Genomic DNA, 25236 nt, shown 5'->3' on the forward strand with positions numbered 1-25236 from the left:
TTTGTTCACTTTCGAATCATATGTAAACATTTTATAGTTTTCTTTAACTGATAGCAAGATTTTCTCATCAAATTTGTTATTTCCTCAAAATTAATTCGTTTTACTAATTATTTCTGTACAGATTAGCATGATTTTTTGTTTAAATCGTTTATAATATAGATTGGAGGTGGAAAAAAATGTTATTTCACGATGAAGAGGCAGTGTTATTTTGCATGCATTGTCAAAAAGAGACACTCCATGGTATTCAATATATGAATGAAATTATTTCAAGTATTGAATGTACGGATTGTCATAATCAAATGAGTATCGATATTGATGCAATGAATCAGTTTTATCATTATCTTTATGAACGCTTAATTTCTAAGCCAGGTCGTTTAACTGAAGAAGCTAGACAAGACTTCAGTAAATTTTTAGCCACCATGCCGATGAGGATTATCAGTAAACCAATGCGTTTTACGAATGAATATAATCAAATGAATAAAGAAGTAAAGGACTACGTGTCGCGCGTACAACAGGATGATGATCAAGATGACTAATTTTAATGAACTATTTACAAATAATACAGAGACTGTCTTTTTATATGATCAACATTGCTTGACTGAAAAAGACTATTATCTTCCCTTTGCATTAACGGATACTTTAACAACCTTCGCAGGAATAAACACGCAACCAATTATTCACTTTTGGCAGTTAGATCAGGCTATGATTCTAGGAATGAAAGATACTCGAGTCGATGATTTAAAAAGTGGACTGAACGCTTTAAAAGAGGATGGCTATAATAGTGTGATCCGTAATGCTGGCGGTCTTGGGGTCATTGCAGATGCGGGTGTTTTGAATGTTTCATTGATTCTCCCAAATGAAGGAAACAAAAAAATCAGTATTGATGAAGCTTATACGTATATGTGGGATTGGATAAAGTGTGCATTTGAAGATACTAACCATAGTATCAACGCCTTTGAAGTCACTGAATCCTATTGCCCAGGAACATTTGATTTGAGCATTAACGGCAAGAAATTTGCTGGTATCGCTCAACGACGAGTAAAAGATGGTACTGCTATCATGATTTATTTAAGCGTTACTGGCGATCAACAAAGGCGAGGTAAAAGTGTTCGTCGATTTTATGAAACAAGTTTACATGAGAATTTCGGTAAAAACGGTTATCCACCTGTTAATCCTTCTGTTATGGCAAACTTGGAAGACCTACTTCAAAAAAAAATGACGATCAATGAAGTGAAAAAAAGGTTAATTAGCGTATTATTAGATAACATGTCCATTTCGATTGATGAGCAAATCGTGCCTAAGTTACTAACTTCTGACTGGTTTGAGACTGAAATCAATAAACAGACGGATAAAATGCACCAAAGAAATTTACTGTTGAAACAATTATAATGATCATTTTGTTTAACATGAGCTTGTAACGTATTCGCTGTGTTTCACTATTTTATTTCCCTGTTCACTTGGTTCTGAAAATAAAATAGTAGTCATTTTGGGACACAACGAACTCTTCGATGTCGTTGTACTGTTCAACATCAGCTCATAAATTATTCGCTGTGTTTCACAGCAAAGGAGTGAAGCAATGTCAACCCCTTATAAATATCAAATTTTACCTATTGAGAAAGTTTTTAGAGATCCTGTTCATAATTACATCCATGTACAGCATCAAGTTATTTTAGATCTGATTAATTCTGCTGAGGTTCAACGTTTGCGCAGAATCAAACAATTAGGTACGTCTTCTTTTACATTCCATGGTGCAGAGCATAGCCGTTTTGCCCATTCTCTAGGTGTTTATGAAATAACTCGGAGAATTTGTGATATTTTCCAACGTAATTATTCGTCCGAACGACTTGGCGAAGAAGGTTGGAATGATGACGAGCGGCTTGTTACACTTTGTGCAGCTCTTCTTCATGATGTTGGTCATGGACCTTATTCACATACCTTTGAACACATCTTCAACACAAATCACGAAGCGATCACAGTGGAAATCATTACCTCTCCTGAAACAGAAGTATTTCAAATATTGAATCGTGTTTCGGCTGATTTTCCTGACAAAGTAGCTAGTGTCATTACTAAAGAATATCCGAATCCTCAAGTGGTTCAAATGATTTCCAGTCAAATCGATGCTGACCGTATGGATTATTTATTACGAGATGCTTATTTTACAGGAACGGAATACGGCACCTTCGATTTAACCAGGATTTTACGCGTGATACGACCGTATAAAGACGGCTTGGCTTTTGCTATGAACGGGATGCACGCAGTCGAAGATTATATTGTTAGCCGTTATCAAATGTATGTACAGGTTTATTTCCATCCTGTTTCTCGTGGCATGGAAGTCATTTTAGATCACTTGCTACATCGAGCAAAGGAATTATATGAAAAACAACCTGAGGACTATCAGTTACATTCACAGCTTTTGGTTCCTTTTTTCAAAAGTAATTTTTCATTACAGGAATATTTAAAATTAGATGATGGCGTCTTAAACACCTATTTTACACAATGGACTTCTTTACCGGACCCTATTCTCAATGACTTAGCGAATCGATTTTTAGTCCGAAAACCGTTGAAATCTGTAACATTTTCTGGTGATCAAGATTCTGTGACGATTCGTCATCTAACGGCCTTGATTGAAAAAGTAGGCTATAATCCTAAATATTACACTGCTATTAATTCTAGCTATGACCTGCCTTATGATTTTTATCGTCCGGAAAAAAACAGTCATCGTACGCAAATTGAAATCATGCAAAAGGATGGCACATTGATTGAGCTATCAAAGATCAGTCATCTCGTTGCAGCACTAGCAGGTCAGACTCAAATCGATGAACGCTTCTATTTCCCAAAAGAAATGGTTGACCCGAAAAGACAACAGCACTATGATTTATTTGATGACACTTATCGTGAATTTGCTGCATATATTCATAATGGTGCATTAGTTGAAGGAAAAAATTAGAGAATTTATCTACAGGAGGAAGTTATGACAGTCAAACTAGTTGCAATCGATATCGATGGAACATTACTAGATTCAAATCGAAAAATCACCCCGAAAGTGAAAGAAACTCTGCAAAAGGCGAATGAGAACGGTATGTACATTGTTTTATGTACAGGACGTCCCTTACCTGGTGTCAAAGAACAATTAGCTGAATTAGATTTGTATGGAGAGAATGACTACGTCATCACATACAATGGTTCGTTAGTTCAAGCGACAAAAACAAACGAAATCATTTCTCAATATTCCTTGAGTCAGGATGACTTTTTAGAAATAGAATTAATGTCTCGTAAAGCAGGCGTTCATTTGCATACAATTGATGATAAAGCCATTTATACAGCGAATCGAGATATTGGTAAATATACAGTCCATGAGGCCTATTTAGTAGATATGCCACTTAAATATCGTACAGTAGAAGAGATGACGCCAGACATGTCGATCATAAAAATGATGATGATTGACGAGCCTGAAATTTTAGATCAAGCAATCAGTCAGCTACCTGATAGCTTCATCGAGAAGTACACGACTGTTAAAAGTACTGATTTTTACTATGAGATTCTAAACAAAGAAGCAAGCAAAGGAAATGCCTTGGCTAAACTTTCTGAGCATTTAGGCATCACCCAATCCGAAACCATGGCAATCGGGGATAACGAGAATGATCTGTCGATGATTGAATATGCTGGTATCGGTGTAGCAATGGGAAATGCTACTGATAGTGTTAAAGCAGCTGCTGATATTCAAACAACAAGCAATGATGAAGACGGTGTTGCAGAAGTCTTATTAAAATATATGGACTAGTTTTATTTAAGAAGCAACTTGCACCATTTTTGCAAGTTGCTTCTTTATTTTTAAAACCTATTTCATTTCTGGCCCAGGTAATGATAAATTTCATTTGGATCTTGACTTGTATCAAGCAAGAAAAAAAATTGTGGATCATCTAACAAGTTTACTAATTCCGCCATTGCATTTAGATGTCGATTGTTTTCGGTGGCAGCTAAACAAAATATATATTTAACAGGATCATTTTCCTTACTGCCAAAAACGATTGGTTCTTTTAGCACGCTGATACTCATTCCTAATTTTTCTACCCCATCGATTGGTCTTGCATGAGGGAGTGCAACATGTTTAGTGACCACAATATATGGGCCTAAAGTTTGAGTGGTTTCAATAATTTTTTCAATATATTCTGCTGTTATTTTTCCTCCTGAAAGCAGCGGTGCAGCGGATTTTCGAATGGCTTCTTCCCAATCGCCTACCTCAATTCCCAGTTGAATAAATTCTTCCTTGATCATCTCACTTAACAATATGCAACACTCCTTTTGAATTTCACCAAGCGTACGACTTATTGGTTCTTCTACAATATAATCTGTATATGAAACGGTTTCAATCTCTTTTGATTCCTTATTTTGTGACCTGTGTTTACAAAATGCGGTCTAAAAAACTGACTTCATTCCACTAAAAAAACGATTTGACAAAATCAGAGCAACAAATGTAAAGTATCTTGTTCAAAAAAACAGTTTGCTTATCTGTCTATTTCAAAAAATGTTTCTATGAAAAACAATTATCCTACCGAACGGTTTAAATCTAGTCCTTGTATTTAGTTGTTTCATGATAATTCTCGAAAAAAAAGTAAACCCGTTTGGATTTACTTTCTGTGATTATTCGATTGCTTTATAGAGTTGATTTCCATTTATGTACTGCCCATTTGTGACTCCCACGTTTCAATAAATCGATTCCTTCATCAACTGATACCCAGCAAATTGTATTTGTTTTTTCTAGTGGTTCGCACACTTGTGTCCAACTATCGGCTACAAAAAAATAGCCCGGATTATGATAATCTGTACTTCGATGTCTCGAATGAAAATATTCATCTGCTTGACCTAAATAATCTCCAATAACAACTTCGATGCCAAGTTCTTCAATCATTTCACGATGAATCGCACGTTCTTTCGTCTCCCCTTGCTCAATCTCTCCGCCTGGTAAAAAATAAGCTCCATTCGGTGCTTGGACTAGCACTATTTCTGTTGCGTTGTTTCTTGATACAATAATGTAAGCACCTAGCCTTTTTTTATAGACCAATGTTTCCAATTTTTCACCAAATGACGGTATCCCCATAAAAACAACTCCCTTTTCTTTTAATCTAATTTTACATGAGAATTTTCTCATGAACAAGTATTATCTTATCATTTCACTCACAATTTATGTAAAGTCTATGCTACTATGAAATTGTCAGCAGATTTCAGACTTTATCTGCGATAATATCCATTCGCGAAAGGAAGATGACTCATATGAAAATGGCTCACACTTGTGTCCGTGTCAAAGATTTAGAAGCGTCGCTGGAATTTTATCAAAAGGCATTCAATTTTGAAGAAAGCCGCCGTCGTGATTTTCCAGAAAATAAATTTACTTTGGTTTACTTAACATTACCTGGTGATGGTTATGAACTGGAGTTAACGTATAATTATGATCATGAGGCTTATGATTTAGGTAATGGTTACGGTCATATCGCAATCAGTACAGATGAAATCGAAAAACTACATGAAGAACAAAAAAATGCTGGTTTCACTGTAACTGATATGAAAGGTTTACCAGGAACTCCTCCATCATATTACTTTATTACTGATCCTGATGGGTACAAAATCGAAGTTATTCGTACTAAATAATAAAAAGACAGTTAGCCACTTTTTAGTTTTTTCCTAAATTGTGGGTAGCTGTTTCTTTTATACATTACTATTACTCAATACTAGTTTTAAAAGCCATTTCTACCCTTATTTCAAAAAAAAGTGATACACTGTTATCCTACATATTAATTGAGGACGTGATCAAATGACAACCATTATCGGCATAGCTGGAAATCAAATTATTCAATCTGTTGAGGTATTTAACGGAAACCATGTAACCTATACACCTCAAGGATTTGTTACAGCAATCCAAAATGCAGGCGGGCTACCAATTGTTTTACCGATTGGCGAAGAAAAAAATGCGGCCGCATATATTTCTAAAATCGATAAGTTATTATTAGCAGGTGGACAAGATATTTCTCCTGACCTTTTCGGTGAAGAGCCTCATCCAAAACTAGAAGAAACGAATCGTAACCGCGATCTTTTTGAGTTAGCGTTAATTAAAGAGGCAATAAAACAAAACAAACCAATTTTTGCCGTTTGTCGTGGGATGCAATTAATTAATGTTGCATTAGGCGGCACATTATACCAAGATCTATCTTTATATTCTGAATGGAAAGTAAAGCATGGACAACAACCAACACAACCACAATTCGCAACACACGGGATCAAAATCGAACAAGATAGCGTGTTATATCAGCTATTTGGTGAAAATTATCGGGTTAACTCCTACCACCATCAAGCGATCAATACCTTGGCTCATTCATTAAAAGTAACAGCTAGATCTGATGATGGCATTGTAGAATCGATCGAATCAGCTGATGGTAGCCAAAGAATTTTAGGGGTACAATGGCATCCCGAACTACGTTTTGATGTTGATACGAAAGAATTTGATTTATTCAAGTATTTTGTAAATCAATTATAAAAAAATGAGCCTGAAACATAACTAAAAAAGTTATGTTTCAGGCTCTTAATATCCTAATAACCGGTAGGCTTCGAAAATAAGCTGAAATTAAAAATCAAAGTTATCTGGATCTGGTCCTAATCGCTCATTCGTATTTAGTGCATCAATACGATTGATATCTTCATCTGTCAATTCAAAATCAAAGACATCAAAATTTTGTTTAATACGGTCTTCATGTACCGATTTTGGAATCACAATGATATCGCTTTGTAAATGCCAACGAATAATTACTTGTGCGGCTGTTTTATTATATTTTTCACCAATTTCAACTAAGGTTGGATTTTCTAAAATTTTTCCTTGTCCTAATGGAGACCATGCTTCAACTGCAATTTTATGTTCTGCTAAAAACTTACGCAATGGTTCTTGCGTTAGGGTAGGATGGATTTCAATTTGATCAACCATCGGCACAACGCTTGCCTCTTTTAGTATGTCCTCAATATGGTGTTCATGAAAGTTTGAAACACCGATTGCTTTGGCACGACCACTTTGATAAATTTCTTCCATCGCCCGCCAAGACTCTTTATATTTCCCTTCAACTGGCCAATGAATCAAATACAAATCAACATAATCCAATCCCAATTTATCTAAACTTTCATTAAAAGCTTTAAAGGTTGAGTCATAGCCCTGATCTGCATTCCATAATTTTGTGGTAATAAAAATTTCTTCTCTAGGAATTCCAGATGCTCGAATTCCTTCACCAACACTTGCTTCATTTTTATAAGCTGCAGCAGTATCAATCAAACGATAGCCAGCTTGTAAAGCCCATTTTACAGAGTCTACAGCTTCTGAGCCATCTTTTACTTGCCATACGCCTAATCCTAAACGTGGGATGATTGAACCATTTGCTAACTCTTTTGTTTTCTCAAAAGACATGTTTTCGTCATTCCTTTCTTTGAAAAACTAAGTACAATTTAATTATACTCCTTTAAAGATTATATTCAAACAACTGGTTTTCTTGGTCACTTGATGGTTTTTTATTTGAAACAGAAAATTCGGATGTTCTAGCCTTTTACCAAATATAAAAATTTAAGTAAGTTAAACCTAACTTTTCCCATTAAGTTTTTAAGGTATTTTAGTTTCCTTTCCCTTACGATCCTTTTCACGTTCTTTTTTGGAATTTGGATTGTCAGTATACTTGCTGTTTGTTCACTTACTTTATCACTTTTCAACTCTGTTCTTTCGAGGTCACTGACTATTGTATGCTTAAATTCATCATATCGAGTCAATTGATAGATATCGATCAGATGGTTTAATTTTTCTCCATATTGAACATCTGTCGCGTACTTACCCGTTAAAAATAATGTTGCTTCTTGATAGCTATCTGTTTCACTTTTCCAAGCACCTTTATAGAAATCAGAATTCCACTCCAAACCATCTTTGAGTAGCTTAGCATAATCCTCTAGAGACTCTTCGTAAGAAGGATATTGGCGAAAGAAGGACTCGATCGTAAATAAATTGCCAATTCCATCATCTTCTTGAGTTTTCATTACAATAGCTGCACCTTTATAATTTCCTTTAATACCAAATAAATTATAGTACGGTGATTGCGCTAACTCACTATTTCCAGATTCTGACTCCAATATTGCCTGAGCAATCATCACAGACGCATATAAATTATAGTTAGAAGCAAGCTTTTTTGCATCTTCTCCAATCATTTTAATGAAGACATCTGTTTTTAAATTTTGACCACGAACAAGCTCAGGTAGCGTGACATCCGACAACTTAGGCAACCACTCCTTACGTTGTTCCAAGTTTCCATCACCTGCTAATTCATCAGCAGAATCCGAGATAGTCCTCATGTCTTCTTGATTCATTTTTTCAATTAGTGGCATTTCGGTACTATCTGCACGTTCAGTTATATCTTCTAAATTCTCGATTGTATCTGTCACTTTCTCGAAGGTTGCACGTTGAGATTGTATTGTCTTAGTAAGAGATGAACCAACTGCATTCGTTGGGATCACCCCTCCATTCAACACTAACAGAGTAAACAACATTGTCTTTTTCATGGGAATCTCCTATTCTAAAATTTTCTTCCTAGAATAGTAATACGCATTTATTTATATTTTAAATTAAAAAAAAGAAAACAACGAAACTCTTTCGTCATTTTCTTTTGCTGATAGGATTAATCTTCTTCTGGCAACTCTATTTTTTCAATTGAATTGAACTGATCATATTGTGAATCAATGTTGATACTGACTTTTCCTTTTTCATTTTTTCCAATAACTTTTATCATTGTTTCTTGTACTCTCAATGACTTTTTATCTACATTTATATCCATCTTAATCGTCAAGTCTTCAGTCGTGTCAAACCCTGTAAAAGAAATATTATAGTATTTCTTTAATGTTTTATATAATTTTTTATCGTACCCTTCATAGGTGAAATAATAGCCATCATCTGTCGTTTCAAAGTTCAAATCTTCTGTAACCAAACCAAGTACTTCTAACGGCACACTATAATCGGCTTGTCTGCTAAATTCTTTTGCATCGACTTTTGCTGTTTTTTTCCAAACACCAGGGCGATCTTCTAAGTAAGCTTTTCCGTCTTTTATAATGACCTCAAGTTCTTCTCCATCGGCATTTATTACATCTGATCTATACCGATTATTTTTGCGATCCACTTCTGTACTCAATTCGACTGATGAGTTATTATTTTGACCTAGTGCGCTCACCTTCACACTAAGATCCATATCCAATTCGTAACTATCTATCTTATTTTCTTGTGCTTCCATACGTTTAAGTGCTGTTTCTTTTGTTAGTGTTTTATTACAACCCGCTAATGTAATCAATAAAGCAAATACCAAAACAATTTTTTTCATCTTGACTCCCCAACTTTTCTATTTTTGATTCAACTAAATACCCTAATCTTCATTATACTAAACCTAAATCAAAAATACGAGGTCTTTTTAACGTGCTAAAATCCCTTAGAAAAAAGAAGCCAACGTAAGTATCACGACGACTTCCTTCTAATGCTACTTATACTTTTATGTTTCTGATCCAGCCATCTGGTGCGGGAATATCACCAAATTGAATACCTGTCAATTCATCATAAAGCTTTTGCGTCACAGGACCTACTTCTGTCTCACTATAAAACACATGAAACTCATCATAGGTTTGAATCCCTCCTATTGGTGAAATAACTGCTGCCGTTCCACAAGCGCCTGCTTCTTTGAATTGATCTAAAGAATCACTATAAACATCTTCCTCCACTGCTTCCATACCAAGATTATGTTCTGCTAAATAAAGTAGTGAATACTTCGTTATACTTGGTAATATAGATGGAGATAACGGTGTAATAAATCGGTCATCTTTCGTGATACCAAAGAAATTAGCAGACCCAACTTCTTCAATTTTAGTATGTGTTTTGGGATCAAGATAGATACAATCTGAAAAATTCTTTTCCTTGGCTTCTTCTCCTGGTAAAAAACTAGCCGCATAATTACCGCCAACCTTAATCGCACCTGTTCCTTGTGGAGCAGCACGATCGTAATCTGAAAACACAAAATTCGTTGGTGTTAGCCCACCCTTAAAATAGGCACCTACAGGCATACAAAATACAGTAAATAAATACTCAGGAGCAGGTTTCACACCGATCCCTTCACCTACGCCGATCAAAAGAGGGCGAATATACAATGTTCCACCACTGCCATAAGGAGGAACAAATGCTTCATTGGCTTTTACGACTTCTTCAATCGCATGGATAAATTTTTCTTCTGGAACTTCAGCCATCAATAAACGCTTAGCGCTTCTATTCATTCGTTTTGAATTTTCATCTACTCGAAATAAATTAATCGAGCCATCTTTACAACGATAAGCTTTTAACCCCTCAAAACATTGTTGACCGTAATGTAGTGCTGAGGAGCCTTCATGAATATGTAACGTGTTATCTTCTGTAAGTTTCCCTTCGTCCCAGTGGCCATCTTTCCATGTAGAAATATAACGAAACGGGGTTTTTATATAATCAAAACCTAGGTTATCCCAATCAATTGCCATACGATCACTCCTTATTTTCAGAATATTGTAACATATTTCCAATGAATTTGTTAAGCTTTTTACAGAATTAATGACATCTTTTTTTAATTTAACGTATAATGATAGATAATCATCGATAAAAAAGAAAGTTGGGATTTCCTTGTTTATTCTTGGACAATCAAAATCTAGTACGACAATTGAAAGTACATTGGATTCTACCATTGATATAAAAACGGTTACTGAAAATAAAGTAAACGCGCTTCAACGCTTTTGGAATGGCATCAATTGGGATCAGATCATCGCCACCTTAATTGAAAAAACGATTTACCTTTTATTTCTAATTCTCCTTTTTGTGATACTTAATCGTATAGGTAAAACACTGATTGATAAAACATATGGGAATTACAGCAAAAAACAATCATTCAGTGAAAGTCGCCTGAAAACACTTCACACGTTAATCAATAACGCATTTCAATATACGCTTTTTTTCTTTTTCGTTTATTCATTGTTAACCGTTGTTGGGGTGCCAGTTGGTTCCCTTCTCGCTGGAGCTGGAATTGCTGGTGTAGCGATTGGGTTAGGGGCACAAGGGTTTATGAATGATATTATCACAGGCTTCTTCATCATTTTAGAACAACAGATGGATGTGGGTGATTACGTCCGCTTAACTGCGCTTGGTATTGAAGGGACCGTAACAGCGGTCGGTCTTCGAACAACTCAAATGAAAGCTCTAGATGGGACGGTTCATTTTATCCCTAACCGAAATATCACTACAATAAGTAATCTTTCTCGATCAAATATGCAAGTTTTAATTGATGTTAGAATCATGCCTGATGAAGGATATGACCAAATCACTGCGATTATCGATCAAGTCAATCAGGAACTAAAAGAAAAGTATACAGAAAGTATTCAAACAGGACCTACGATTTTTGGGATGGTCGACCTAGGAAATGGCAATTTTGCGGTTCGGACTACGATGTATGTATTGAACGGCAAACAAGCGCCTATCAGAGAAGAATTTTTGGCCCAATATGTAAAAAAATTATCTGAAGCAAACTTTACGATTCCAAATACACCGATCACACTAAAATAAAAGAAGTGTCTAGTATCCAAATAAACGGTGGGAGCAGCAACTACTACGCTTCGCTTAGATTTGAAGGCATCGGAAATAAGCTGAGATTCACAAAAATTGTTCTTCAAATTTCTGTGAATTTCAGCTTATTTCTTGGAGTCAAACATTTCTGTTCCAAACTCTTTTTTTTATTTATCTAACGATTTCAAAAAATGACCGATATACTCCACAGCAAAAGAAAGTGCCTCTTCGTTTGGGTCAAACTTTGCAGAATGTAGCCCATATGGACTATCTACACCTAGCCAAAACATTGTGCCTGGAACTTTAGACAATAAATAACCAAAGTCTTCCCCAGTCATAGCTACTTCCGCTTCTTCAAATACAACATTTGGCTCTTGTTCCATGAATGCGATGAATTTTTCTGTTGTTTGCTTATTATTAATTACAGGAAGATAGCCTTTTTGATCCAAGAATACGTCTACTTCACAGTTGAAAGATTTAGCGATTCCTTCTCCTATTTCTCTGATTCTGACTTGGGTTAATTGGTTCATCTCTTCTGTAAGTGTCCTAATCGTCCCGGAAATCGTTGCATCTCCTGCTATTACATTGGTCGCTGTACCGGCATTAAACGTACCAAAAGTAACGACAGCACCTTCTACTGGATTTACATTCCGACTCACAATTGTTTGAGCTTGTTGAACAAGGCTCATTCCAGCCACGATCATATCATTTGAGTCATGCGGAAAGGCAGCATGCCCTCCTTTTCCTTTTAAGGTAATTTGGACTTCACACGTTGCTGCAAAAAGCGTCCCTACTTTAGTCGTCATCTTACCTACTGGTAAATCAGGATTCACATGCAACCCATAAAATTCATCTGGTAGCCACGAGCCAAAAGCATCTGCTTCGTACATCAACATACCACCAGCTTCATTTTCTTCCGCAGGTTGAAAAAGAAATAAATAATTATTTTCAGGCTGAACAAGTGTCATTTGTTCCAGTAATCCTAACCCAATCGTCATATGAAAATCATGTCCACATGCATGCATCTGACCAGCGTGAACAGATTTAAAGTCAGAATGAACTTCCTCAGTTATTGGCAATCCATCAATATCTGCACGCCAACCAATTGTTTTATTAGGGTTTTTACCATGTACAAAAACCATGATTCCTGTTTGCCAAGTTCTGCATTCCATATACTCTTTGTTGATTGATTTAATCATTTCAAGCAAGTATTTTTGTGTTTTTTCTTCCTCTAAACCAATTTCTGGTATTTGATGAAGTTGCCTTCGAATCTGAATCAATTGTTCTTGAATCACTACTCATCTGCCTCTTTTCTGTTTCTTTATCTCCTATTGTTGAACAAAAATATTTTTCTGTCAATCCTGCAATAGCAGAAATTTCACACCACCTCATCTTTAAAATCTTTTTCACCCATTAAGCTTGATCTAAAAAGTATTTAGCAAATTCACTAATTTGGTCCAAATCGATTCCTTTTAACTTATTTTCTGCGCTGACTGGAACCCAAGAAGGTTTATAGCCACCGAACGATACAATCTTTACGGCATGTTCTCTAATTGCTTCGGGAATACTAGCAATAATAACATCCGCTGTTGTTTTTGGTTTCGAATTACATAAAAAGCAAGCCATCGTTTTAGCTAATAGGTCTTGTTCATTTTTTTTCAAAAAATCTCGAATTGGTTTATACATTTTATCATTACGTACACCAGCGCCTACAATAATATGAGTAAAATTCTCTATATTTGGTTTGTCCTGTTCAATGTTCATAATGACCGTATCCTTGATTTCTTTGCCCAAACGCTCAGCACATTCCTGTGATGCGCCTGATTTTGTACCATATACGATCAATGTTTTCATCCATTTACCCTCGTTTCTTTCTTTACTTTACAGATAGCATTAAGCTTGTTATGATAGATTTGTACTAATTTATTTCGATAGAAAAGAATCTCGTCAAACGAGATATATTAAGCATAAAGCGAGGATAACCATTTGTCAAACAATCAAATCGTAAACACTACTGTTGCAATTGAACAACTTACCTCTTTATTGCGAGGCTTCGGATCGCGGTCTATCTTACACCAACAAGCCATCGTTCACTCTTTAGGTATTCCAGCCAATGATTACATTTCAATTGATTTATTGAACGAATTAGGACCACTTACAGCAGGAGAATTAGCTGAAAAAACTGGTCTATCTACTGGAACGATCACTGCTTTGATCGATCGATTAGAAAAAATCGGGTACGCACACCGAGAGAAAGATCCAAATGATCGTAGACGAGTCATCATCGTACCTACATATGAAGATAAGGAAGAAATCCAACAAGCATATGAGCCGTTAAATCTAGCAATGCAAAACGTCGCAAAAAACTATTCTGAAAAAGAATTACAAATCATTAATCAATTTTTGTCAGAGGCAGTTTCAGTATTAGATACACAATTACAGAAAAAGTAAGCCAAAAAGATTCCAACAAAAACGAGATGAGAGTGAATCCAACAATAGAAAAAAGTGTCTGGGTCATAACTTTGTGAGTTATATCCCAGACACTTGGTATCCGAATAGACGGTGGGAGCAAATGGTCCTCGATGCTTCGAGGATCGGAGTGAAACGAGAACCGTAGAGGCAGAAGCAACTCCTTCTTATTTCTCGGAGTTAAACACTTTTGTCCCAACCTATAAGCAAGCCTGATAAACGTCAAAGTTAAGCACGTATGTCTTAACCTTTTCTCCTATTATTTCATAATATCAATCAAATCTTTTTTAGAAGCAGCTGACGCTGGCATATAACTGAAGACAACACCTATAATCGTTGAAATCCCCACAGCTAAACTGATCGTAAATAAATCTGGTCGCACAGTAAAAGGGAGAAACATAGATGAAACCAATCCTAAGATCATCCCTAAAAGATACCCTGTCAAACCACCTAATAATGTTAACGTTAATCCTTCAGCTAAAAACTGTTTTTTAATATCTTTTTCAGTTGCGCCCAAAGCTCTGCGTATTCCTATTTCTTTTGTTCTTTCTGAAACTGAAATATACATCATATTCATGACACCAACACCGGCAATAAACAATGAAATACCTGCTACTGCTGAAATAAATAGCGTAAGATTATCTAAAATACTGCCCATTTCATCAATTTCTGATTTGGGATTATAGTGTTCATATTCCCCTGTATTTCTCAAACTTCCACTAAAATTCAGTTGTTTGATTACTTCTGCTGTTACTTTTTCTAAATCCTCACCAGGTTCGATTTCTAAATTTAATATTGAGCGACTTTCTGGCTTATTAAAGTAATGATCGTAGCTTTTAAGAGGAAAGTAAGCCAATGGAGCTTGATTTTCCATCGATAATGTACCATTTTGACTTGCTTTGATTCCAACAATCGTAAATAATTCATTCATTACTTCAAAGCCTTTTCCAAGTGCTTTTTCAGGATCATCATATAATTTTTGAGCTAATACTTCATCGATTACAACTACCTTATTTAACGTATCATTGTCTGTTTGAGTTAGTTGTCGACCTGCTAACAGTGTTTCTGATGTTTGTTCAACGCGTTCTATTTTTTTTGTTAGTTTTTTCCCTCGAATATAGAGTTCTACTTGGCGTTCTGTCAATTTTATTTTTGGCTGAAAAAAATCAACTTTCTTAATGCCTTTTACATTTTTTATCAAATCAAAATCACTTTTTTTAAACACTTCATTTTCTGTAAAAGCATTCGCGACATCATAATAAGTAAATGTAATGTTACTAACATTTTCATTTGTGTTTGTCATTGACATCTTGTCGATCATGTCACGCTTAAATCCATTTCCAATAGAGACAATCGTAATAACTGATGCGATGCCAATTATAATACCAAACATTGTTAAAAAGCTGCGTTTTTTATTTTTCAGAATTGATTTTAATGCCGTTTTCCAGATGACGAAATTCTTCATTTAATCAACTCCTCCTCAACAATGGCTCCATCTTTAACACGAATCAAGCGATCGCAATATGAAACCATCTCTGGATTATGAGTGACTAAAATGATTGTTACACCTTCGTCTTTGTTTAAATCCTGAAATAACTGCATGATATCTTCCGATGTTTTAGAATCTAATGCCCCTGTCGGCTCATCGGCAATAATAAATCGCGGGGAATTCACGATAGCTCGTGCAATTGCGACACGCTGTTGTTGCCCTCCTGAAAGTTGTTTAGGGTATTTATTGCCTTTATCTGCTAATCCAACTTTCCCCAAAACTTCCTGAACTCTTGCCTTTGTAATCGTATATGCCGAACCGTTGTATAATAAAGGCAATTCAACGTTCTCAAAAACCGTGTTATTTTCAATCAAACTGAAGTTTTGAAAAACAAATCCCACTGATTTATTTCGAATAGCCGAAAGTTCTTTATCGGAAAAATCTGTAATCTCTTTCCCTTCAAATAAATACTGACCATCAAATTTTTTATCAATAAACCCAATCAAATTAATTAATGTTGATTTACCTGACCCTGATGGACCCATAACTGCAACAAATTCTTTTTCTTTAATTTCAAAGTTTATATCTTTCAAAACATGGAGTTTTTCTTCTTCCAATGAATAGAATTTGTTGATTTGTTCAAGTTTAATCATTTTCAACCACCTGCACTTCTGCATTGTCTTTTAATGACTCATCAGGATCATTGATGATTTTAGTTCCTTTGGAAACACCTGACTCTACGCTTTTCGTCCCATTGACCTCACTAATTTTGACGTCTTTTTTCACAGCTCGTCCATTTTTATAAATATAAACAAATGTTTCATTGTCTTTTGTTAGAATAGATCGTTCAGGTAAAACTAATTGTGGCTGTGGTAATGAAACTTGTACCGATGACCCATACGCCCACGGAAAATCGCCATCGACAATAAATTCATATGTTGGAATCTCTGAGTCACCACCGTTGTTTGTTTTCGGCAATTGATTGATACTATTGATTTTTCCTTTAGCCGTTTGATTTGAACCAATCGAGGTTACACTGACTTCTTGTCCTACTTTTAATTTAGTCAAATCATATTCTGTAACAATTCCCTTTGTTTGCTTTGTCTTGCTTAAAACTTGCACCAACGGCTGTTCTAATGATTTTTTACCTGCTTCATTTACTACAACAACGCCATCGATTGTCGCTTTAACTGTTGAGCTAACTTTCCCTTGTTCCGTTTCTAGCGCTGCCGCTTCATCAGTCACTTCGGTATTGGCTAAGTCCAGTGCCTGTTGTGCTTGTATTACTTCATTATTAGCACTTGTTAGATCAGCTTTTTGTTGTTCTACTTTCGCTTTATGTTCTTCTTTCTTTTCTGGATCTACTTCTCGATCAAGCTCTACTTGGCTTTGATTTAGAGTTGCTTGCGCTTCATTAGAACGAGTTTGCGCTCGAGTTAAATTTTGAGCTGCTTGCTGAGCAGATAAGCTACTTTTGTTGACTGATCGTTGTTGTTGGTCTGCTCGAGTTTGTGCTTCACCATTTAAATAATTAAGTAAACTATCTCCAGTTTTAACTTCTTGATCTTGTTTTACTGGGATATCAGCGATTGTACCTAACGCTTGATCATAAAAAATGTCTTCTGTTTGAGCTGGTTTAACTTCTCCTTTTAAAATAAGTGGATCTAATGGATTTAAAGTGAAGACATTATAACTAGGTTCTACATCTTTAGGAGAGGAAAAAAAGAGAAAATAACTTCCCACTGATAACCCGATTAAAATACCACCAATAATGAATTTAACTTTTTTGCTTTTCATATTACTTGTTCCTCCTACTTAACTTATATAACTAATTATAATCAGAAATAGTTAGTTAGAAAATTGAATAAGCGAACATTGTACTTACATAAATGCAAGTTTAATATAACAAAAAAGTGAGTAAACACACCTTCTAGAGGTATGTTTACTCACTTAGACTTTAAAGAAAAGGACTTATTTCATCTATAACTTTCGTAATTCTTCCATCATATTCGTTTTACTTTTCGTTTTCGCATCGATGTCTTTGATCTTTTTAGCTGGAACGCCAGCAACGACAGTATACGGTGCAACATCATCAACTACAATTGCTCCAGCTGCAACAACAGCCCCTTCGCCTACTCGAATTCCTTCCAAAACAACCGCATTTGCACCAATCAAAACATTGTCTTCAATCACAACTGGTTCAGCACTAGGCGGTTCAATAACACCAGCAAGTACAGTACCCGCTCCAATATGGCAATTTTTGCCAACTGTTGCACGTCCACCCAAAATGGCTCCCATATCAATCATTGATCCTTCGCCGATCACCGCACCAATGTTGATTACTGCCCCCATCATGATTACAGCATGATCACCGATTTCAACCTGATCTCGAATAATAGCGCCTGGCTCGATACGTGCATTGATTTCTTTCATATCCAGCATAGGGATAGCGGAATTTCTAGCATCATTTTCTATTACGTAGTCTACGATGCTCTCTTTATTTTTTTCTAAAAATTCTTTTATTACGCTCCATTCACCAAATAATGTTCCAGTTTTACAATTCGTAAAGGCTTGAACCTCATCTGGAAAGGTTACTTCTTTAAGTTTTCCTTTTAATGTAACCTTTACCGGTGTCTTTTTTTCAGCGTTCCCGATATAGTTGATAATTTCATATGCGTCCATCCAACTAACTCCCTTCAAATTAAATGATAGCTTGATCTGTAAAACGAACTGAAGCTATAATTCAGTGTTTAGCATATCAGAAACTCATAAAAAAGGAAATAAAAATCATATCACTTTCATTTCTCTAGAATCTTCATCTGATTTAGGTAAAATAACATTTTTTCGTTCTAATTCATGTGCCATATGGTTAATAGCTTTCAATAGTTCTTTGCGTGTAATGATCCCTTTAAAACATTGATTGTCATCAACGACAGGTAGAAATGCCGCATCAACCAACAAGTGAAGAACATCTTCTAATTCCCATTCCTCACCAATTACAGGGACATTTACTTCCATAACATCTGCTACAGTAAAATCTTTTAATTTATCAAAATCTACAGATGTGATATCAAACATTTTATCCACAACATCGGATAAACTGATCAACCCAACAAAACGATCACCTTTATCTAATACGGGGATTTTTGAATATTTCACTTGTGATAGAACCAATAGTGCATGACTTAGCGGATTCAAACACATAACATTCGCAACATTTTCCGCCGGAATCAAAAAGGTTTCTTGTTTTTCTAATAGTAATTCTTTTACAGCAGTTCCAATCATTGGAGTGCCTCCATTTCATTTTCTTTGCCACAAGTATCATTGTACAGAAAACGGATGCAAATGTCTTTAAATTCAAACTTTTTTCATAACTCTTAAAAAAAATTAAGATTTGGTCGTATTTTCTTCACGTTTGTTTTGAAAAATAGCTTCTACTATCTCTAGTAAAAGCTACCTCTACTTATTTTTTATTAAAGACAAAATGTAGTTCTTTGAATGGCTGATGATCTCGCCCATAATATTGAACAATAAATTGATCTGCTGTACTTTCAATGATTGCATAGGATTTCAGTTGGATAGGACCTCGTGGCTGGCGAATACTTCCTGGATTTAAATACAACACATTCGCCCGAACTTCACAACCGATTTCGTGTGTATGCCCAAACAAAACGATCGTTGCTTTAACCTGATCCGCATATAGCGCTAAAGACGTCAAACCTGAACGCACATTCGCCAAATGGCCGTGTGTCATAAAAATAGTATCGTCTCCACTTTTTTCTACAACCGTATCGGGAAATTCAGGATCATAATCACAGTTCCCTTTGACTACAAGAAAATCATTCCACAATGAATCAGTGGGTTCTAACTCTGAATCACCGCAGTGAAACATTTTATCAACGACTCCCCGATAAGTTTCTGCTAAATCAACCAATATATCGCGATCACCATGATTGTCACTCACTACTAGATATTTCATTGAAAGCCTCCTATTTTTCTAACCAATTTTCCCATTGATCTTTTAATTTTTCTACTGCTTTTCCTCTATGGCTAATTTTATTTTTGCGTTCATCGGATAGTTCAGCTGCAGTTTTTTGCTCATCTGGTACAAAAAATAGAGGATCATAACCGAATCCATTGTCTCCACGTGGAATCGTTCCAATCTCACCTGGCCAATTTCCTTCTACCACTAAACTTTCTTTATTCGGTGCTGCAAAGACAAGTGTACAATGAAATGTTGCAGTCCGTTTTTCTTTTGGCACACCTGTTAATTCATGTAATAGTTTCGCATTATTAGCTGCATTGTTCGTAGGCTCACCCGCAAAGCGTGCAGAAAAAATGCCCGGCATCCCATCTAACGCATCAACAATCAAACCGGAATCATCCGCTAAGACAGGCTGTTGCAAAATAGCAGCAATGGTTTCTGCTTTTAAACGTGCATTTTCTTCAAATGTGTTTCCTGTTTCTTCCACATCTGGTAATTCAGGATAGTCCAATAACGTTTTTACATCATAACCCTTTTCCGCAAATAGTGTCTTAAACTCTTTCGCTTTACCAGGATTTCTTGTCGCAATCACAATTGTCTTATCATCTGTTGAATATGATTTCTCGCTGTTTTCGTTCATTAAAGCTTCTTTTTGATAAGCAATCAAATGTTCGATACCTGTTTTTCCATAAAATAATAAAGCATTCAGATCATCACCAGAAAAAGTAGCCTCTTCACCTGTCCCTTGTAGTTCAACAAAATTTCCTGATTCGGTCATCACAAGATTCATATCAACTGATGCAGAAGAATCTTCTACATAATCCAGATCAAGAACACATTGACCGTCATTTATTATTCCAGCACTAACCGCTGCCAGATACTCTTTGATTGGATTTTCTTCTAGCTCCCCTGACTTGAGCATTTTGTCAACAGCTATTTTCATTGCCACAAAAGCACCTGTAATACTTGCAGTTCGAGTTCCTCCATCTGCTTGTACAACATCACAATCAACAATGATATTTCTTTCACCTAATTTTTTCAAGTCAATAACAGCTCGCAATGAGCGACCAATCAAACGTTGAATTTCCATCGTTCTGCCGGTTAATTTGCCTTTAGCGCTCTCACGGATGTTTCTCGTATTAGTGGCTCTAGGTAACATACTGTATTCAGCAGTCACCCACCCTGTCCCTTCCCCTCTTAAAAACGGTGGCACCTTTTCTTCCACCGTAGCAGAACAAATGACCGTAGTATCTCCAAAAGAAATCACAACTGAACCTTCTGGTTGTTTATAGACGTTTGTCTCAATGGTAATGTTTCTAAGTTCCTTAGCTTGTCTTCCATCATGTCTGATCATCACTTCATCTCCCTTGTATAGTATTAGACAATCGAGTTTGTTCGACTTTGATTGCGTCTATATTGAGCCAATCATTTGCGATCGTTTTAAACATCTTTGCCGATCCTGTGGTATAAAATTCATTTGGTTCATTTTTATAATGTGGGGTATTCGCGATATCAAAGTAATCGAGCAACATACTCACTTCACTTACTGTTTCAGCACCAGAATCAATTAATTTTACCTGAGCGCCCATTACATTTTGAATTAAAGGTCGTAATAATGGATAATGTGTACAGCCTAAAATCAAGGTATCTAATTTTTTCACTTGTAATGGATTAAGCGTTTCTGATACAACTTTTTTTGCTACAGATGAATGAAACTCATTACTTTCTACGATTGGGACAAATTTAGGACAGGCCAAACTAGTAACAAATGTGTTCGGTGCTTTTCTCTTTAACGCTTGTTCATAAGCACAACTTTTGATTGTTCCAGCAGTACCAATAACACCGATTCGATTCATTTTTGTTGCTTTTAAAGCCGCTCTTGTTCCTGGTAAAATCACACCAACGACAGGAATATCTAATTGCGCTTTAATTTCTTCTAATGCTACAGCAGTCGCTGTATTACACGCAATAACTAACATTTTAATCTTTTTTTCTAAAAGGAAATTTGTCATTTCCCAAGTAAACTGAACAACTTGTTCAGCAGGTCTTGGCCCATAAGGACACCTTGCCGTATCGCCAAGATAGATCAAACGTTCATTAGGTAGTTGTCTCATTGCTTCTTTTACTACCGTAAGTCCGCCGACCCCAGAATCTATAAATCCTATTGCTTCATGATTATTCAAGTCAATCAAACCTTTACAGTATTTTTACAACACTCTTATTCTCTACTTTTTGCTGTTTTTTTTCAAGTTTTATTCTTACTATCTTCTATTATATCATTTTTTACGATCAATTTTTCATTTCCTATACTCCTTTAAACTCTTTTTCTTTTTGGGTTTTGAAAAAAAACTGGTAATCTTATTTTTCATATGTTATAATTTCTAACATTAACAAACGAATAGATTTATGATTTTTTAGTTAGATAAAAAGGAGAACTGTTTTTATAAAAGAACATACGAAATAACGAGAACATCCTATTTATACGACTATACATGAATAATAATCGTATACCCCACTCTTATTATTTTCTTATTTCCATTTAAAAAAAATCATTTCTCCATTTTATTCAAAATCTATTCTTATAATCCACAACATCAATTCATTAAATATGATGTGATAATTCTATACATAAAGGAGAATGACCATGATTTCGTTGGAACATGTAAATAAGTATTTTGGAGATCATCATGTATTAAAAGATGTATCTTTAAACGTCAACGAAGGAGAAAAAATTGTAATCATCGGCCCGTCTGGTTCTGGAAAGAGCACGTTGATCCGCTGCATCAATCGACTAGAGAAAGTGACTGACGGACATATTCTAGTCGACGGCATCGACATCACGGAACCTAAAGCTCCGGTACAAAAAGTGCGTCAAAAAGTAGCGATGGTTTTTCAAAGTTTTAATCTCTATGCCCACAAAACAATTATCCAAAACCTTACTTTAGCACCCATCAAGGTAAAAGGCGTTAGCAAAGAAGAAGCAACTAAAACTGGTATGGAATATTTAGAACGAGTCGGCTTAGCTGATAAAGCAAATGCCTATCCAGCTCAACTATCAGGTGGTCAGCAACAACGAGTAGCGATTGCGCGAGCATTAAACATGCATCCTGAAATCATTCTTTTTGACGAACCCACTTCAGCGCTTGATCCTGAAATGATCCAAGAAGTATTAGATGTAATGGTTGACTTATCTAAGCAAAATATCACGATGATCTGTGTAACACACGAAATGGGCTTTGCACGTCAAGTGGCCGACAAAGTTATCTTTATGGATGATGGACAAATCATTGAAACTGGCACACCAGAACATTTCTTCACTAGCACTCAAAACGAACGTGCAAAGGAATTTTTAAGTAAGATTATTCATAACTAATAAAACAACACATATAGAAGGAGGATTTTCAAATGAAAAAAACAACGAAACTTTTAGGTGCGCTCTCTCTTACGCTATTACTTGGCTTGATTGTAGGTTGTGGAAATGGCGGAGATGGTACAGATTCAGCCAACTCTAACAGCAAAGGAACAACCGATGTTCAAAAAATCAAAGATGCTGGCGTTATTAAAGTCGGAATTAAAGAAGACGTACCCAATTTTGGTTATATGAATCCTGACACGAAGAAAAATGAAGGGATGGAGCCAGATATCGCTCGCTTGATTGCTAAGGAACTGACAGGTAGTGAAGATAACGTGGAGTTTGTCGGTGTAACAGCTAAAACACGAGGCCCGTTGCTAGATAATGGAGAGTTGGATATGGTTATCGCAACATTCACCATTACAGAAGAACGAAAAGAAACATATAACTTCACGACGCCTTATTATAAAGATGAAGTTGGTTTCTTAGTAAGAAAAGCTGATAAATTCACTGATACTGCTAGCTTAGATGGTAAAACAATCGGTGTCGTTCAATCAGCAACTACAAAAGAAGCCATCGAAAAACAAGCAAAAGAATTAGGTGTGTCTTTCAAATACCAAGAACTTGGGTCATACCCAGAACTAAAAACTGCTTTGACTTCAAAAAGAATTGACGCTTTTTCAGTTGATAAATCTATTTTAACAGGTTATTTAGATGATAGCACTGAGATACTAAAAGATGGTTTTTCACCACAAGAATATGGTATTGCTACGAAAAAAGCAAACACTGAACTAAATGACCACTTAAATAAATCCATTGAAAAATGGGAAAAAGACGGCACTTTAGAAAAAATTTACAAGACGTGGAATCTGGACTAATATTTCCCGACTCTACGCAACTTCGTTAGGATTTGGGAGGAAATCAGATGTTCATTATAGCTAATACAGGCCCATTTGCACTTTACAGGTGGGAAGCATTACTTAAAGATTGGAGACTTTTTGGTGATGCTTTCCTCTATACTATTCTATTAGCCGTTGGGTCACTAGTTGTAGCAATGCTACTAGGTATTTTTTTCGGTAGTCTGTCTGCAATGCAAAATAAGTTGTTGAATATAATCAGTAGAATTTATGTTGAATTTTTCCAAAACACACCTCTGTTGATTCAATTTATTGTTGTTTATTATGGCTTTCCATTGATCAGCCCACTATTAACTTTTTCGACAACGACGATTGCCATTCTCTGTGTTGGTCTTTACCATGGGGCTTATATCTCCGAAGTTGTTCGTTCTGGGATCGGTGCTGTGCCAAAAGGACAATTCGAAGCGGCCTATTCACAAGGATTTTCTTACAGTAAAACAATGCGTTATGTTGTATTACCACAAGCTTGGCGCATTATGTTGCCGCCATTAACAAATCAAATCGTTAACTTGATCAAAAATACTTCTACCGTCGCTATCATTTCAGGTGCAGATGTAATGTTCACAGCAAACAGCTGGTCTTCCATTAATTTAAATTACATTCCAGCTTTCGCTTTAGCAGGATTCCTTTACTTCATTTTGTGTTTCCCATTAGCTAAATTAGCTCGGAAATTAGAAGAAAATAATAAGAAAGCTTATACCAGATAGGAGGTTCGCAATCATGTCTTTTTCAGAACAAATGAGTCAACTTCTGACCGGCAATAATTTGCGCTTTTTATTTGATGGTTTGAAGCTTACTCTCTATATTTCTTTTGTTTCAATTGTTTTAAGTACCCTGTTTGGGACAATTTTGGCTGTTCTGAGGAATCAAAAAACAGGTCCTTTAAAATTTTTAGCTAGCTTGTATATCGAAATCGTTCGAAATATACCTAATTTATTATGGATTTATGTTATTTTCTTGATTTTTAAAATTAAGTCTACGCCAGCTGGCATCGTAAGTTTTACGGTTTTTACAACAGCAGCATTAGCCGAAATTATTCGTGGTGGCTTAAATGGCGTAGATAAAGGTCAAAAAGAAGCAGCTCGCTCGCAAGGGTTCAGCAATTTTCAAATCCTTTTGCATATCGTTTTGCCTCAGGCCATTCGCAATGTATTGCCAGCCATTGTTTCTCAATTTGTAACCGTCATTAAAGATACTAGTTTTTTATATTCTGTTATCGCGTTACAAGAACTATTCGGAAAATCATATATCCTTATGGGGCGCTACGCTCAAACTGAGCAGGTTTTCGCCATTTATGGGCTTGTGGCCTTAATGTATTTTGTAATTAATTTCTCGATTTCTCAGTTTTCGAGATGGCTATCTAGAAATTGGGTTTAAAAATTTATTCAAACTAAA

27 protein-coding genes and 1 pseudogene are annotated in these 25236 nt (G+C 35.8%); 12 read left to right on the forward strand and 16 right to left on the reverse strand.

The features are described from left to right. Positions 1-176 precede the first annotated feature (176 nt). The 4 genes from I586_RS01880 to yidA all read left to right on the forward strand — a co-directional run bounded on the left by I586_RS01880 (position 177) and on the right by yidA (position 3781). Positions 177-536 carry a hypothetical protein gene (locus tag I586_RS01880; RefSeq protein WP_010764868.1) on the forward strand — a complete coding sequence of 120 codons (360 nt, stop codon included), beginning with the start codon at positions 177-179 and terminating at the stop codon, positions 534-536. Beyond that, positions 529-1389: a lipoate--protein ligase family protein gene (locus I586_RS01885; RefSeq protein ID WP_010764867.1), complete on the forward strand. Its 861-nt coding sequence runs from the start codon at positions 529-531 to the stop codon at positions 1387-1389. Before I586_RS01880 ends, I586_RS01885 begins: the two co-directional genes overlap by 8 nt. A gap of 187 nt (positions 1390-1576) precedes the next feature. Continuing rightward, on the forward strand, positions 1577-2947 hold the full coding sequence (locus I586_RS01890) for an HD domain-containing protein (protein WP_010764866.1): 1371 nt from the start codon (positions 1577-1579) through the stop codon (positions 2945-2947). Positions 2948-2971: 24 nt separating this feature from the next. Continuing rightward, positions 2972-3781 (forward strand): sugar-phosphatase, encoded by an 810-nt coding sequence (gene yidA, locus I586_RS01895; RefSeq protein ID WP_010764865.1) that lies wholly within the window; start codon positions 2972-2974, stop codon positions 3779-3781. A 62-nt stretch (positions 3782-3843) separates the two neighbouring features. Here yidA and I586_RS01900 read toward each other — a convergent pair whose 3' ends face one another. Both I586_RS01900 and I586_RS01905 read right to left on the reverse strand, forming a co-directional pair. Then, positions 3844-4287 carry a PTS sugar transporter subunit IIA gene (locus tag I586_RS01900; RefSeq protein WP_010764864.1) on the reverse strand — a complete coding sequence of 148 codons (444 nt, stop codon included), beginning with the start codon at positions 4285-4287 and terminating at the stop codon, positions 3844-3846. A 367-nt stretch (positions 4288-4654) separates the two neighbouring features. Continuing rightward, positions 4655-5098 carry an NUDIX hydrolase gene (locus I586_RS01905; protein ID WP_010764863.1) on the reverse strand — a complete coding sequence of 148 codons (444 nt, stop codon included), beginning with the start codon at positions 5096-5098 and terminating at the stop codon, positions 4655-4657. Positions 5099-5271: 173 nt separating this feature from the next. On the opposite strand from I586_RS01905, the gene gloA reads away from it, so the two are divergent. Beyond that, complete coding sequence (gene gloA, locus I586_RS01910) at positions 5272-5646, forward strand: lactoylglutathione lyase (RefSeq protein WP_010764862.1); 375 nt, start codon at positions 5272-5274, stop codon at positions 5644-5646. Between the two features lie 163 nt (positions 5647-5809). Continuing rightward, positions 5810-6529, forward strand: a complete 720-nt coding sequence (locus tag I586_RS01915) for a gamma-glutamyl-gamma-aminobutyrate hydrolase family protein (protein ID WP_010764861.1) — start codon at positions 5810-5812, stop codon at positions 6527-6529. 87 nt (positions 6530-6616) lie between these two features. Here I586_RS01915 and I586_RS01920 read toward each other — a convergent pair whose 3' ends face one another. From I586_RS01920 to I586_RS01935, 4 genes and pseudogenes are all read right to left on the reverse strand, one after another. Next, positions 6617-7441: an aldo/keto reductase gene (locus I586_RS01920; RefSeq protein WP_010764860.1), complete on the reverse strand. Its 825-nt coding sequence runs from the start codon at positions 7439-7441 to the stop codon at positions 6617-6619. Between the two features lie 320 nt (positions 7442-7761). Beyond that, a pseudogene (locus tag I586_RS17505) lies at positions 7762-8244 on the reverse strand (glucosaminidase domain-containing protein); the annotation flags it as partial. Between the two features lie 446 nt (positions 8245-8690). Next, positions 8691-9383, reverse strand: coding sequence for a DUF6612 family protein (locus I586_RS01930; RefSeq protein ID WP_010764858.1), 693 nt, complete (start codon positions 9381-9383; stop codon positions 8691-8693). A gap of 157 nt (positions 9384-9540) precedes the next feature. Beyond that, positions 9541-10557, reverse strand: coding sequence for a branched-chain amino acid aminotransferase (locus I586_RS01935; RefSeq protein WP_010764857.1), 1017 nt, complete (start codon positions 10555-10557; stop codon positions 9541-9543). A 139-nt stretch (positions 10558-10696) separates the two neighbouring features. On the opposite strand from I586_RS01935, the gene I586_RS01940 reads away from it, so the two are divergent. Beyond that, positions 10697-11629: a mechanosensitive ion channel family protein gene (locus I586_RS01940; protein WP_010764856.1), complete on the forward strand. Its 933-nt coding sequence runs from the start codon at positions 10697-10699 to the stop codon at positions 11627-11629. A gap of 167 nt (positions 11630-11796) precedes the next feature. Here I586_RS01940 and I586_RS01945 read toward each other — a convergent pair whose 3' ends face one another. Next, the gene (locus tag I586_RS01945) at positions 11797-12924 is read right to left on the reverse strand and encodes an N-acetyldiaminopimelate deacetylase (protein WP_010764855.1); all 1128 of its coding nucleotides are present in this window, start codon (positions 12922-12924) and stop codon (positions 11797-11799) included. A 118-nt stretch (positions 12925-13042) separates the two neighbouring features. Then, positions 13043-13483, reverse strand: a complete 441-nt coding sequence (locus tag I586_RS01950) for a flavodoxin domain-containing protein (RefSeq protein WP_010764854.1) — start codon at positions 13481-13483, stop codon at positions 13043-13045. A gap of 132 nt (positions 13484-13615) precedes the next feature. Between I586_RS01950 and I586_RS01955 the strand changes: the two genes are divergently transcribed. Next, entirely contained in the window at positions 13616-14080 is a 465-nt protein-coding gene (locus I586_RS01955; RefSeq protein WP_010764853.1) for a MarR family winged helix-turn-helix transcriptional regulator, read from the forward strand. A gap of 277 nt (positions 14081-14357) precedes the next feature. On the opposite strand, the gene I586_RS01960 is transcribed toward I586_RS01955, so the two are convergent. From I586_RS01960 to racE, 8 genes are all read right to left on the reverse strand, one after another. Next, on the reverse strand, positions 14358-15563 hold the full coding sequence (locus I586_RS01960; protein ID WP_010764852.1) for an ABC transporter permease: 1206 nt from the start codon (positions 15561-15563) through the stop codon (positions 14358-14360). Further along, on the reverse strand, positions 15560-16240 hold the full coding sequence (locus I586_RS01965; protein ID WP_010764851.1) for an ABC transporter ATP-binding protein: 681 nt from the start codon (positions 16238-16240) through the stop codon (positions 15560-15562). Before I586_RS01965 ends, I586_RS01960 begins: the two co-directional genes overlap by 4 nt. Continuing rightward, complete coding sequence (locus tag I586_RS01970) at positions 16233-17384, reverse strand: efflux RND transporter periplasmic adaptor subunit (protein ID WP_010764850.1); 1152 nt, start codon at positions 17382-17384, stop codon at positions 16233-16235. Before I586_RS01970 ends, I586_RS01965 begins: the two co-directional genes overlap by 8 nt. A 183-nt stretch (positions 17385-17567) precedes the next feature. Next, positions 17568-18269 carry a 2,3,4,5-tetrahydropyridine-2,6-dicarboxylate N-acetyltransferase gene (gene dapD / locus I586_RS01975; protein ID WP_010764849.1) on the reverse strand — a complete coding sequence of 234 codons (702 nt, stop codon included), beginning with the start codon at positions 18267-18269 and terminating at the stop codon, positions 17568-17570. 105 nt (positions 18270-18374) lie between these two features. Then, complete coding sequence (gene cbpB / locus I586_RS01980) at positions 18375-18872, reverse strand: cyclic-di-AMP-binding protein CbpB (protein WP_010764848.1); 498 nt, start codon at positions 18870-18872, stop codon at positions 18375-18377. A 178-nt stretch (positions 18873-19050) separates the two neighbouring features. Next, positions 19051-19566 (reverse strand): metallophosphoesterase, encoded by a 516-nt coding sequence (locus I586_RS01985; protein ID WP_010764847.1) that lies wholly within the window; start codon positions 19564-19566, stop codon positions 19051-19053. 10 nt (positions 19567-19576) lie between these two features. Beyond that, positions 19577-20926 (reverse strand): ribonuclease PH, encoded by a 1350-nt coding sequence (rph, locus tag I586_RS01990; RefSeq protein ID WP_010764846.1) that lies wholly within the window; start codon positions 20924-20926, stop codon positions 19577-19579. A 4-nt stretch (positions 20927-20930) separates the two neighbouring features. Then, a complete protein-coding gene (racE, locus tag I586_RS01995; protein ID WP_010764845.1) occupies positions 20931-21755 on the reverse strand; it encodes a glutamate racemase in 825 nt (274 codons plus the stop codon). A 461-nt stretch (positions 21756-22216) separates the two neighbouring features. Here racE and I586_RS02000 point away from each other — a divergent pair, with 461 nt between their 5' ends. The 4 genes from I586_RS02000 to I586_RS02015 are packed head-to-tail and all read left to right on the forward strand — an operon-like array spanning position 22217 to position 25218. Further along, entirely contained in the window at positions 22217-22945 is a 729-nt protein-coding gene (locus tag I586_RS02000; protein WP_010764844.1) for an amino acid ABC transporter ATP-binding protein, read from the forward strand. A gap of 32 nt (positions 22946-22977) precedes the next feature. Then, on the forward strand, positions 22978-23802 hold the full coding sequence (locus tag I586_RS02005; RefSeq protein WP_010764843.1) for a transporter substrate-binding domain-containing protein: 825 nt from the start codon (positions 22978-22980) through the stop codon (positions 23800-23802). A 47-nt stretch (positions 23803-23849) separates the two neighbouring features. Beyond that, entirely contained in the window at positions 23850-24548 is a 699-nt protein-coding gene (locus tag I586_RS02010) for an amino acid ABC transporter permease (RefSeq protein ID WP_010764842.1), read from the forward strand. Between the two features lie 31 nt (positions 24549-24579). After that, positions 24580-25218, forward strand: coding sequence for an amino acid ABC transporter permease (locus I586_RS02015; RefSeq protein WP_034701690.1), 639 nt, complete (start codon positions 24580-24582; stop codon positions 25216-25218). Positions 25219-25236: the final 18 nt, after the last annotated feature.

Source organism: Enterococcus moraviensis ATCC BAA-383 (assembly GCF_000407445.1).
GTDB classification, from domain to species: domain Bacteria; phylum Bacillota; class Bacilli; order Lactobacillales; family Enterococcaceae; genus Enterococcus_L; species Enterococcus_L moraviensis.

Excerpts from the sequence above, each read along its gene's own strand:
- I586_RS01880 (WP_010764868.1), top strand. The coding sequence starts at position 177 with ATGTTATTTCACGATGAAGAGGCAGTGTTATTTTGCATGCATTGTCAA.
- I586_RS01885 (WP_010764867.1), top strand. The coding sequence starts at position 529 with ATGACTAATTTTAATGAACTATTTACAAATAATACAGAGACTGTCTTT.
- I586_RS01890 (WP_010764866.1), top strand. The coding sequence starts at position 1,577 with ATGTCAACCCCTTATAAATATCAAATTTTACCTATTGAGAAAGTTTTT.
- yidA (WP_010764865.1), top strand. The coding sequence starts at position 2,972 with ATGACAGTCAAACTAGTTGCAATCGATATCGATGGAACATTACTAGAT.
- I586_RS01905 (WP_010764863.1), bottom strand. The coding sequence starts at position 5,098 with ATGGGGATACCGTCATTTGGTGAAAAATTGGAAACATTGGTCTATAAA.
- gloA (WP_010764862.1), top strand. The coding sequence starts at position 5,272 with ATGAAAATGGCTCACACTTGTGTCCGTGTCAAAGATTTAGAAGCGTCG.
- I586_RS01915 (WP_010764861.1), top strand. The coding sequence starts at position 5,810 with ATGACAACCATTATCGGCATAGCTGGAAATCAAATTATTCAATCTGTT.
- I586_RS01920 (WP_010764860.1), bottom strand. The coding sequence starts at position 7,441 with ATGTCTTTTGAGAAAACAAAAGAGTTAGCAAATGGTTCAATCATCCCA.
- I586_RS01930 (WP_010764858.1), bottom strand. The coding sequence starts at position 9,383 with ATGAAAAAAATTGTTTTGGTATTTGCTTTATTGATTACATTAGCGGGT.
- I586_RS01935 (WP_010764857.1), bottom strand. The coding sequence starts at position 10,557 with ATGGCAATTGATTGGGATAACCTAGGTTTTGATTATATAAAAACCCCG.
- I586_RS01950 (WP_010764854.1), bottom strand. The coding sequence starts at position 13,483 with ATGAAAACATTGATCGTATATGGTACAAAATCAGGCGCATCACAGGAA.
- I586_RS01960 (WP_010764852.1), bottom strand. The coding sequence starts at position 15,563 with ATGAAGAATTTCGTCATCTGGAAAACGGCATTAAAATCAATTCTGAAA.
- I586_RS01965 (WP_010764851.1), bottom strand. The coding sequence starts at position 16,240 with ATGATTAAACTTGAACAAATCAACAAATTCTATTCATTGGAAGAAGAA.
- I586_RS01970 (WP_010764850.1), bottom strand. The coding sequence starts at position 17,384 with ATGAAAAGCAAAAAAGTTAAATTCATTATTGGTGGTATTTTAATCGGG.
- dapD (WP_010764849.1), bottom strand. The coding sequence starts at position 18,269 with ATGGACGCATATGAAATTATCAACTATATCGGGAACGCTGAAAAAAAG.
- cbpB (WP_010764848.1), bottom strand. The coding sequence starts at position 18,872 with ATGATTGGAACTGCTGTAAAAGAATTACTATTAGAAAAACAAGAAACC.
- I586_RS01985 (WP_010764847.1), bottom strand. The coding sequence starts at position 19,566 with ATGAAATATCTAGTAGTGAGTGACAATCATGGTGATCGCGATATATTG.
- rph (WP_010764846.1), bottom strand. The coding sequence starts at position 20,926 with ATGATCAGACATGATGGAAGACAAGCTAAGGAACTTAGAAACATTACC.
- I586_RS02000 (WP_010764844.1), top strand. The coding sequence starts at position 22,217 with ATGATTTCGTTGGAACATGTAAATAAGTATTTTGGAGATCATCATGTA.
- I586_RS02005 (WP_010764843.1), top strand. The coding sequence starts at position 22,978 with ATGAAAAAAACAACGAAACTTTTAGGTGCGCTCTCTCTTACGCTATTA.
- I586_RS02010 (WP_010764842.1), top strand. The coding sequence starts at position 23,850 with ATGTTCATTATAGCTAATACAGGCCCATTTGCACTTTACAGGTGGGAA.
- I586_RS02015 (WP_034701690.1), top strand. The coding sequence starts at position 24,580 with ATGAGTCAACTTCTGACCGGCAATAATTTGCGCTTTTTATTTGATGGT.